Annotated in this window: 14 protein-coding genes; 3 read left to right on the forward strand and 11 right to left on the reverse strand. The window is 44.6% G+C overall.

The features are described from left to right. Window positions 1-113: 113 nt before the first annotated feature. The 9 genes from V7K40_RS31120 to V7K40_RS31160 all read right to left on the reverse strand — a co-directional run bounded on the left by V7K40_RS31120 (window position 114) and on the right by V7K40_RS31160 (window position 4,256). Window positions 114-1,514, reverse strand: coding sequence for a transposase (locus V7K40_RS31120; RefSeq protein ID WP_334966681.1), 1,401 nt, complete (start codon window positions 1,512-1,514; stop codon window positions 114-116). Between the two features lie 279 nt (window positions 1,515-1,793). Continuing rightward, on the reverse strand, window positions 1,794-1,982 hold the full coding sequence (locus tag V7K40_RS31125) for a hypothetical protein (protein ID WP_334966683.1): 189 nt from the start codon (window positions 1,980-1,982) through the stop codon (window positions 1,794-1,796). 5 nt (window positions 1,983-1,987) lie between these two features. Further along, a complete protein-coding gene (locus V7K40_RS31130; RefSeq protein ID WP_334966685.1) occupies window positions 1,988-2,398 on the reverse strand; it encodes a hypothetical protein in 411 nt (136 codons plus the stop codon). Beyond that, complete coding sequence (locus V7K40_RS31135; RefSeq protein ID WP_334966688.1) at window positions 2,395-2,610, reverse strand: hypothetical protein; 216 nt, start codon at window positions 2,608-2,610, stop codon at window positions 2,395-2,397. The genes V7K40_RS31130 and V7K40_RS31135 overlap by 4 nt, the downstream gene beginning before the upstream one ends. A 114-nt stretch (window positions 2,611-2,724) precedes the next feature. Continuing rightward, window positions 2,725-3,126: a hypothetical protein gene (locus V7K40_RS31140; protein WP_334966690.1), complete on the reverse strand. Its 402-nt coding sequence runs from the start codon at window positions 3,124-3,126 to the stop codon at window positions 2,725-2,727. 42 nt (window positions 3,127-3,168) lie between these two features. Beyond that, on the reverse strand, window positions 3,169-3,360 hold the full coding sequence (locus V7K40_RS31145; RefSeq protein ID WP_334966692.1) for a hypothetical protein: 192 nt from the start codon (window positions 3,358-3,360) through the stop codon (window positions 3,169-3,171). A gap of 20 nt (window positions 3,361-3,380) precedes the next feature. After that, complete coding sequence (locus tag V7K40_RS31150) at window positions 3,381-3,599, reverse strand: hypothetical protein (protein ID WP_334966694.1); 219 nt, start codon at window positions 3,597-3,599, stop codon at window positions 3,381-3,383. Further along, entirely contained in the window at window positions 3,589-3,780 is a 192-nt protein-coding gene (locus tag V7K40_RS31155; RefSeq protein WP_334966696.1) for a hypothetical protein, read from the reverse strand. The genes V7K40_RS31150 and V7K40_RS31155 overlap by 11 nt, the downstream gene beginning before the upstream one ends. A 128-nt stretch (window positions 3,781-3,908) precedes the next feature. After that, window positions 3,909-4,256: a hypothetical protein gene (locus tag V7K40_RS31160; protein WP_334966698.1), complete on the reverse strand. Its 348-nt coding sequence runs from the start codon at window positions 4,254-4,256 to the stop codon at window positions 3,909-3,911. Between the two features lie 578 nt (window positions 4,257-4,834). On the opposite strand from V7K40_RS31160, the gene V7K40_RS31165 reads away from it, so the two are divergent. The 3 genes from V7K40_RS31165 (at window position 4,835) to V7K40_RS31175 (ending at window position 6,076) form a co-directional block, all read left to right on the forward strand. After that, window positions 4,835-5,086, forward strand: a complete 252-nt coding sequence (locus V7K40_RS31165) for a helix-turn-helix transcriptional regulator (RefSeq protein ID WP_334966700.1) — start codon at window positions 4,835-4,837, stop codon at window positions 5,084-5,086. Window positions 5,087-5,163: 77 nt separating this feature from the next. Continuing rightward, window positions 5,164-5,874 (forward strand): hypothetical protein, encoded by a 711-nt coding sequence (locus V7K40_RS31170; protein ID WP_334966702.1) that lies wholly within the window; start codon window positions 5,164-5,166, stop codon window positions 5,872-5,874. Then, a complete protein-coding gene (locus V7K40_RS31175) occupies window positions 5,867-6,076 on the forward strand; it encodes a hypothetical protein (protein WP_334966704.1) in 210 nt (69 codons plus the stop codon). Before V7K40_RS31170 ends, V7K40_RS31175 begins: the two co-directional genes overlap by 8 nt. 84 nt (window positions 6,077-6,160) lie before the next feature. Here V7K40_RS31175 and V7K40_RS31180 read toward each other — a convergent pair whose 3' ends face one another. Both V7K40_RS31180 and V7K40_RS31185 read right to left on the reverse strand, forming a co-directional pair. After that, window positions 6,161-6,406, reverse strand: a complete 246-nt coding sequence (locus V7K40_RS31180) for a hypothetical protein (protein WP_334966706.1) — start codon at window positions 6,404-6,406, stop codon at window positions 6,161-6,163. Window positions 6,407-6,455: 49 nt separating this feature from the next. After that, on the reverse strand, window positions 6,456-6,608 hold the full coding sequence (locus V7K40_RS31185; RefSeq protein ID WP_334966708.1) for a hypothetical protein: 153 nt from the start codon (window positions 6,606-6,608) through the stop codon (window positions 6,456-6,458). Between the last annotated feature and the right edge of the window lie 155 nt (window positions 6,609-6,763).

A 6,763-nucleotide genomic window follows, 5' to 3' on the forward strand; every position in this document is an offset into this window, starting at 1 on the left:
TGCTGATTTAGTTTCCCTCCTCTATTGCAACGTATAGAGCAGAATAAGGCTTCAGGGTAATTGAAAGTTTATCAGATTTGAAAACCCCTCATATATATGAAGGGTTTGTAACATCACTCTACGGGAAGTATTTTACACAATTCTTGGAACAAGAGATTTACTACTTTACTCATGAGCTTACCTTGGATGTGCTTACCACCTAAGAGTTTCTCACCTTGCTCACTGACATTAGCTTTGAGTGAGTCACGGTAATTGGTTAATTCCTTGGTCAGTTCGTTCTCTGGTAGCCTTCCGGTTTCCACGCCTGTTAGAACGTACTGCCACAGGCTGATCCGGCACAGTGAGGAACCACTGGGTTTTTCAACAAGTCCGTCTCCTGACTGTTCCAGAACAGTGCCCATCCCTAACCTCATTTTGAAAGTGTCGCGGCTGCGGTTGCGTTTGATTCGTTTCGTCTCACCAGCTAATCGCTTGACAGTAGTTTCTCTATTTTTGCGATCGCCTCCGGCGCGCGGGACGCGATCGCGATCCCGTTCCGTTTTCTTCACCTCACGAACCTCGTACTCAATCACGGGTTTGCCATTTACACCTAGGAACGACTCGAATGGGTAGATCCTGGTGAGCAGTCGCGATCGCACTCTCAACCCAAAACCGAACTTGTTAAACACGCTCATGTAAGGCTTGAATTCTGGAAAAGAAAGCATTTCACTGATTCTTGCCTCTAGGCGCTGCTCATAGAGCGAGATATCGCACATCCAATCAGCGTGAAGTTCCAAAATGGGGTCAATCTTAATTCCATAGTCCTGGGCAATCGATTTTTTGTAGCGATTATCCATTCGGGTTTTTCCGGCGGGAGAAATTTCAGGACTACCTGCCAGCCATCCCCAAAGTGGTGGTAGTAATCCCGGTTTAGTAGATGCGCTCTTGGTGTGCGCCACTTCTGGGAATTGCCAAGCCAGAAGCTGTCTGGCATAATTCACAATTGGCGATTGCACCCGGTTGAGATGTTCCAGTTGCTGGCAGAGGTCGCGGAGTTCATCAATGGGTTCGGGGCGGTGCATGAGGAAATACCTCATGTTTAATTCCCCAGTTTCCAGCCGGTGATCTGGATCGTGACCGTAAGCGGCCATTGCTAAAGCGTCGGCGGGGTCACTTTTATTCGGGAGGTTTTTACCTCCCCGGTAACGCCGTAACTCGACGTGACCAACCCAGAGAATTTTGATTTCTAATTTTTTGAGGATGGATGCCCACAGTCTTGAATAGTGGTTTCCGGTTGGTTCTAGGACTGCATAATCTGGCTTGATTTCTGCTAGATAATCAGCAAAGTCAAAAGCAGATTTCTGCTTCTTCCTAGTATCAGGATTGGAGTAAAAAGCCGGATATAAGCTTGATGCTTTATTCCTGGTTTTATTCCAATATCCCTGTAATCCCCCTTTGGGATATTGTGTTAAAATATGGCAAGTTACGCTTGATTTACTAACATCAATTCCCAAAATAGTTGATTCTATTGTCATGGTTCTGTGTTGCTTTTGGTAGTTTTCAAGGACTGGCATCCTTTGATTAGCCCGAACTTAATAGCGCACGAATCACCCTAACGCCCCACACGCTTAGGGGCGCGATTCAGGAGTAAACGCATTCGGGGAATTAATCAGAGAATTGCCGCGCATGAAGCCTTGTACGCCTCAATGAGAGGCGCACTTCAATCTGAACGCCGTATTTTCTCTGATTAACTTGCGGATGCTTTGGACACAATCCGCGACGGTGGCAACGATGCCACCGTTTCGGCTACTGTGTCAGATAGCCTCATCAGGCGGGGTGATGTTGGTGAAATTGGCAATATTGCCGTGAATTTCTGTTAAAAATTTAAGCAAGTCATCCCGTGTAAAATTTGTCAGTTCTAGCTTGAAATCAAAAGTTTCAGTACTGAGGTCATAAGAGTTCCTGAATAACTCGCACTTGACTTTTACTTGTTTATTACTCATCCTCGTCACTCCAAATAGTCCTCATCATCATCACCTAAATAGTAAAGGGGTATTTCTCCCCATTCATCGAGCCAAAAATCATCCTCATCCAAAAATTCCCGCCCACATAATTGAGGTGGTCTACCAGGGTAGAGAATGGTCGCTACACACTGAGCAAATAAAACGGGATACCCGCATTCTGGATTTTTTATATCGGTGTAACAATGGCAATTGTTAATGTATTCATAGCCATGACTTACCCATGACAAACGGAAGAATTCATAGTGCCAGCGTTCTTTATCTCCCCAATCTTGAGGGCGAGAAAATTTTGCAATTGGTTCTTCTGCTTCAGTTCCGTCATCATTCATGCCGTAAATAGTCACAGCATTATGAGTTTCACGAATTTCTAGTTTAGGTTTCGGATCAACTGTATTCATGATTTCCTCTGACAGTTACACCGCTTGTTAATTAAATTGGTGGCATTTTCCCAAGCTTTGATCAGCGCTATAGCATCTTCACCGAAGAATATTTGTTTATCGCCGTTAAGCCATGTCACCGCTGCTACACGCTTAGGCAAGTCTTCAAACTGGATTTGACGCACAAGGGATAAGTTGATCCAACCTTCTGATGGTAATTTGCAACTAAACACGGATGGGGTGTTGACTATGGTGTGCATTTTGGTAAAGTAAATTTGGTATGTGTATGTGGCGATCGCACGAATGCGAGCTGTAACTCTTTCTTGCGATCGCTAAAAAATTCTCAGTTAAAAATAATTACGGACATCACTGTCTTTGCTGGTTGCTGGTGATGTCCCCGGATCAAAAGGGATATCGTCTGGATCTGGCTCCTCCACCCCAGTCAAATTGTCTTTTTCGCTTTTAAGTCGTGCTATTTCCCTGTTAAGCTCTCCAATTTCTTTTCTGAGGTCTTTGGCTTCAATTGCTAGCTCTGCTTGTTCGCTGATTTTGCGCTCCACTTGTTCCATCAGGTGTGAGGTTTCCGCGTCTGCATTATCTCCAGGATGCAGTTCTGCAAACATTTCCAAACTTTTGGATTCGTAGTTGCGTAAATTCAAAACACGCCGATAGGTAACAGTTTTGATTTCCATATTATTTGTGGTATTTTTGACTTGGTAAATTGTCCACGTTTGAAGTGTCTGAATCATTCAAAGGCGATCGCGTTTCTTTTTTACGCGATCGCAATTGAATTAGCCTGAGATTCCAAACTCTGTGAGTCGATTGCGAAAAACTACTTCAACTGGACCGGTGAAAAGAGTTTTGGCAATCCTTTGATACCCCTCGGCATCGCAACGACGCCGAAATTGAGATAAAACAACCCAGTTACAGGTTGAAACCTCTCTTAAAACAACCCAATCAAAAAGCTGCTGTTGATAAGTCATAGGTAAATGCTGTTGCTAAATTATGTTGGGTAGTTCTCTTTGAGAAACTGGTGCAATTGTTCATCAGAAAACTGATGAAACTTTTGTTTACCTTGGTCGATGTATTTCATTCGGTGTTCGATTGCAGGAACTCCTGTATGTTTTGCTAATTCCTCGGTGACGAGTGCATAAGCGACAACCAAATATGATATAAAGTCATGGGAAAGTAATACATCAGATTTGTGTTGTTTAACCTGCATAAATGTCCTTGTCCATTTCCTCTGAGTTATCATCGCCGACGACGATCTTGACAATGTTGCTTTCAAACTTCAAATCAAAAAGAACTAATGGGAAATCATCGACGATATCTCTTATGACTATCGGCGAGTCAACCGGGAAGCTTTGTAACTTTTCAATTAGTTTTTGAACTGTAATTTTCATGTTGTTTTAACTTTGATGACAAAAAACCAGTCAACCAATCAGTGATTGACTGGTTTCAATGGAACGATTAACTTTTGGCTCATATAAATGAAAGTTATTTCATAGGCAGATTCCTCCTACAAAAACGATTAAACTTGAGGGCGCGGTGATGAAGAGTTAGCCGTGCCCTTAATAATTAGGCGGCCATTCTGATCACGCTCGATCACTAAGTCTGCACGGGGTGCAAGTGGTAAATTTCGGATTTTGCACCGGGGCGGTTTTTTAGCCGACGGTGGTAATTCTGATGGCAACAATTCTTCATGGAAATCTTCCTCGACGGCACGCGCCAAGCCAGGATGGGAACGATAAATCATCCCGTGGGCATTGTCAAGCAGTTCGGTTAGGGTTTTAACCTGGGTCAATAGCTGCTCAATCTCTTTTTCTAGTTGGCGAATCCGTTTTTTTCGTGTTACATACTTTCCTTTGGTTTGAGTCATATAAAAAAGTGCGAGCGCTCGCAAGGGTTTGCGCGTTTTTCAAAGAAACTGTGAGGAATTGCACAACCACACGGTGGAATGCAATTTCGCGATCGTGCATCTGTGCGTAAGCCATTACCTACACGCCAGCCTCTACGGGATTTTCACCCAGGTCTTAATTTCCACAGCCCACCGTGTCACCACGTCGGCATGTAGCCCTTGGTAATGTGGAATGCCCTACTAAGGTCGTTTACAGATTGGGGCCCCCATACAAATGCACGTCACCAGCTTTTATCTAAGCCGCGACTTGTATAGACAAACACCTGGCATCTCTACTCGCTCACTTAACCTCTTTCCAGACACTGGTAGCCTGAAACACTCTTCATCAGCTTTCAACGGCTATTACACAAAGTGCTAATTTTCCCGGATTTGGCATTTGCTACTGAGATGAGACACTTTAGGTGAAACCAGCCTAAATACCTGTCCCTTACCGAGTCAGTTAGATCGGACTGGTTTCGTGTTGTCTTTCAAGTCTCATTATGAGACCTCAAGCTGAGTATGTCAACTAGAGGCATCAAAATGAGATATATATGGTTACAATGGAATCAAGAAGCCGAAAGCAAAAACAGGAGAGTGATTCACCCTTGGACACTCTGAGGATAGAACGAACCCAACTAACTCAGGATGAGCTGGCAATGCGTTGCGGTATTCCACGAGCGACTTATCAGCGCTGGATATCGGGTAAAACTGAAGCGAGGCTCACCATGTCTCAATTAAAAAACTTATGCCGCGAGCTAAACATAGATCGCATTGATGAGTTACCAAGCGACTTTGGCCCACCAAAGCGATAGCTAAATCCGAAATCTAAAAAAACACGCAGCAGTGCTAGTTGTAGCACTGCTGCGCTGACGAAATCACCAACCTAATTATGACGGAATCCGACGACGGAGCGGCCCCCAGGCAGCTGACCTTGTTCGCGGTGGAGTCGATCGCAACGGCTCCCCCCCTTCCCCCTAGTTACGATTTTTACTGGGATGAGATATCCGATCGCGATCGCGAACGCTGGAATCCTGCACACTTCACAGAAGCACCACGTATTGTAGACGACGGCGGTCAAGTTTCTCTTTTTTACGATCATAGCGATGAGCCACCAGATCCAGACGATTACGAAAACCTCGATGCTTATGAGCAAGCCTGGAATCAGTGGGAGTCAGCCCATGTCCTGGAACAGGACACAGACTCAAGCCAATTAATCAGTAGTCACTCGCACAAAATCGGCGGCGACCGCCGCATGATTGTTCTGGAACGTGATACCACAAATCCTGTTCCAGAACAAAAAACCCCACCAGACGAGGCATATACCGATGTTCCAGAACACATTTTAGCTGTTCCAGAACATGTTCACTGGCTAGAAACTTACTGCCCTTCTAACCGCAAAGATAATCATTATTACCGCTATTGCTGGAAGACCGGCACCAAGATTAAGCATCGGCACATCAGCGGGGGGAATGTGCGATCGCGATTGGCAAAGTTCAGGAAGCAGCAAGTGGAGATTGCGATCGCTTCGGGGCGATCGCCAAGTGAGATTGATTTGTTGATTCACTCCTGGCGCGATTTAAGAGTTAGAAGTTATGAGTAAAAATCCACATCTTAGCGATACAGATGTTTTCGAGAGTCTGGATAAAATCTTTCCTGATACCTATGAAAATCGGCTAATTGGTTTAATTGAAGCTTGCAAAATGATTCAAAATGACCTGAAACTTGGACACATTGATGATGCTCTTATAATTTTAGAATTTGCTCTAGCTGATGCCCAAAAGCCTATGCCCAATGCCCAATAAAGAAAATTATGCTGGCAGCTTTTAGGCTGCTAGCATAAGACTACAATTTTTAGCGTAGCGAAAACCTTCTCTCTTGAAGAGGGTTTATTCCCCGTCCTCGGACTCGTCTTTACCAATGGTGATAATCACCCCATCAGAGCCAGCTTCGTAGCCAACGATGACATATGCCAGATCCTCAACATCTTGGAAAGAAACTGGCGCATCTTGTGGAAGGTTTTGCAATTCTTGAATCAGGTCTTGAACTGTGATTTGTTTGGTTGCAGTAGGCATATTTTTCTCCGATTTAAAAAAGGCGATCGCGCTAACCCATTGATGAAAGTGCGATCGCATGTCATTTTTGAAGTTTAGATTTTCAGCTTATCCGCCTAGATGCGGTTTGTCATAGATTCGGGTAGATTCGGTCAACTTCATCCCATGCCTGGTTAGCTAAACACTCCAGCGCCATAGCCAACAGTAGCGGATCGTCATACTCCCCATGCTGCAAGCGCTCGAAAAATATCTCAATTTGCAGGAATAGGAGTAAGGCGTTCATAAAGTTGCGATCGCCGCGCGAACTTCATCAATATCAACTTCCAAATAAGGGTCAAGCCCTTTGTTATCGCGGTGTCCGGTGATTTTTCTAATCACCGCTTTGTCAACGCCATTTTTCCGTAGTCGATTTACCAGACTCCGGCGGGCACTGTGAGT

Origin of the sequence: Nostoc sp., from assembly GCF_036917195.1 — a bacterium.
GTDB lineage: Bacteria > Cyanobacteriota > Cyanobacteriia > Cyanobacteriales > Nostocaceae > Nostoc.

Bases quoted from the DNA above. Each gene is read 5' to 3' on its own strand.
- V7K40_RS31120 (WP_334966681.1), bottom strand. From the start codon at position 1,514: ATGACAATAGAATCAACTATTTTGGGAATTGATGTTAGTAAATCAAGC.
- V7K40_RS31125 (WP_334966683.1), bottom strand. From the start codon at position 1,982: ATGAGTAATAAACAAGTAAAAGTCAAGTGCGAGTTATTCAGGAACTCT.
- V7K40_RS31130 (WP_334966685.1), bottom strand. From the start codon at position 2,398: ATGAATACAGTTGATCCGAAACCTAAACTAGAAATTCGTGAAACTCAT.
- V7K40_RS31140 (WP_334966690.1), bottom strand. From the start codon at position 3,126: ATGATTCAGACACTTCAAACGTGGACAATTTACCAAGTCAAAAATACC.
- V7K40_RS31145 (WP_334966692.1), bottom strand. From the start codon at position 3,360: ATGACTTATCAACAGCAGCTTTTTGATTGGGTTGTTTTAAGAGAGGTT.
- V7K40_RS31150 (WP_334966694.1), bottom strand. From the start codon at position 3,599: ATGCAGGTTAAACAACACAAATCTGATGTATTACTTTCCCATGACTTT.
- V7K40_RS31155 (WP_334966696.1), bottom strand. From the start codon at position 3,780: ATGAAAATTACAGTTCAAAAACTAATTGAAAAGTTACAAAGCTTCCCG.
- V7K40_RS31160 (WP_334966698.1), bottom strand. From the start codon at position 4,256: ATGACTCAAACCAAAGGAAAGTATGTAACACGAAAAAAACGGATTCGC.
- V7K40_RS31165 (WP_334966700.1), top strand. From the start codon at position 4,835: ATGGAATCAAGAAGCCGAAAGCAAAAACAGGAGAGTGATTCACCCTTG.
- V7K40_RS31170 (WP_334966702.1), top strand. From the start codon at position 5,164: ATGACGGAATCCGACGACGGAGCGGCCCCCAGGCAGCTGACCTTGTTC.
- V7K40_RS31175 (WP_334966704.1), top strand. From the start codon at position 5,867: ATGAGTAAAAATCCACATCTTAGCGATACAGATGTTTTCGAGAGTCTG.
- V7K40_RS31180 (WP_334966706.1), bottom strand. From the start codon at position 6,406: ATGCGATCGCACTTTCATCAATGGGTTAGCGCGATCGCCTTTTTTAAA.
- V7K40_RS31185 (WP_334966708.1), bottom strand. From the start codon at position 6,608: ATGAACGCCTTACTCCTATTCCTGCAAATTGAGATATTTTTCGAGCGC.